Origin of the sequence: Chryseobacterium caseinilyticum, assembly GCF_014837145.1 — a bacterium.
GTDB lineage: Bacteria > Bacteroidota > Bacteroidia > Flavobacteriales > Weeksellaceae > Chryseobacterium > Chryseobacterium caseinilyticum.
The window spans coordinates 1-1,133 of the sequence record NZ_JACYFS010000024.1 but is presented as its reverse complement, the minus strand read 5'-3'; the positions used below and the strand labels follow the sequence as shown (position 1 = coordinate 1,133).

Genomic DNA, 1,133 nt, shown 5'->3' with positions numbered 1-1,133 from the left:
ACATGATTATCCCTGCTCATTTTCTTGCTCGAAACCGTACAGTTTATTTGAACATAAAGTTCGTGTTAGGATCGTTGGTTGTAATGCAGGAAATGTTCTCTCAATAAAAAAATAAAAGTATAAAAAATGGAAGTGAAAAACAACTATTGCGGCATCGATGTTTCCAGCGAGACCTTGGATATTTATTTTAAAAATAAAGAAGGTAATCTACAACATTTACAGGTTACAAATACGGTTTCCGGCTTTCGTAAAATAATCAAATTGTCAGGCAAAGAAACTCATTTTGTAATGGAAGCCACGGGAGTTTATCACTTGCATTTGATTTTCTTTTTGAAGGAACAGAATATAGCTTTTAGTGTGGTAAATGCACTTCAATCAAGCGTTACATCCAGATGCATTTAGAACGCAACAAATCGGACAAAAAAGATGCAAAACGAATCTATGAATACGGTGTTGAACGCCGACCTGAAATCTACGCAATGCCCGATACAGAATACTTTGAGTGCCGTTCTTTAAATAATGCTATTCATGATTTAACGAAAGAAATTACCAAGTTCAGCAATCAGATATACAGCATTAAAAAGTGTCCTTTTGATACAAAAATGATTGAAAAAAGCTTTGAAAAAATCATCAAAAAACTTAGTGAAGAGAAGCAGAATTTAGAGATAATTCTGCAACAGAAACTCGTTGCCTGGGAAGCAGAAATGTTGAAACTGGTCACCAGCGTAAAAGGTATTGGAAGGAGAACTGCAGCAGAATTGATCATCTATACCCAAGGTTTTAAAGATATGAATTCGTATAAACAACTGATCTCTTATGCAGGCCTGAGTCCCACAGAATATCGGAGCGGAAGCAGCATCCGTGGACGGGTTCGTATCTGCAAACAGGGCGGAAAACAGTTGCGCCATATTCTGTACATGTGTGGCTTAAATGCGAAGAAAACCAATTCTCAATGCAAAGCACTTTTTGACCGTTTAGTTGAGAAGGGAAAGAACAAAAAAGCAGCTGTAATTGCGGTGTGCAACAAGCTGCTCAAAATTGTATTTGGGGTGGTAAAAAACAAAACAATGTACCAAGATAATTTTATTGCAAAAAGTGCTTAAAATGTTTGGTTTTTTACACAGTTCATGTTA

1 protein-coding gene and 1 pseudogene are annotated in these 1,133 nt (G+C 36.3%); both read left to right on the top strand.

The features are described from left to right. Positions 1 to 126 precede the first annotated feature (126 nt). Positions 127 to 512, top strand: a pseudogene (locus IC610_RS20155) (IS110 family transposase); the annotation flags it as partial. A 90-nt stretch (positions 513 to 602) separates the two neighbouring features. Further along, positions 603 to 1,103 carry a transposase gene (locus IC610_RS20150; protein ID WP_394368306.1) on the top strand — a complete coding sequence of 167 codons (501 nt, stop codon included), beginning with the start codon at positions 603 to 605 and terminating at the stop codon, positions 1,101 to 1,103. Positions 1,104 to 1,133: the final 30 nt, after the last annotated feature.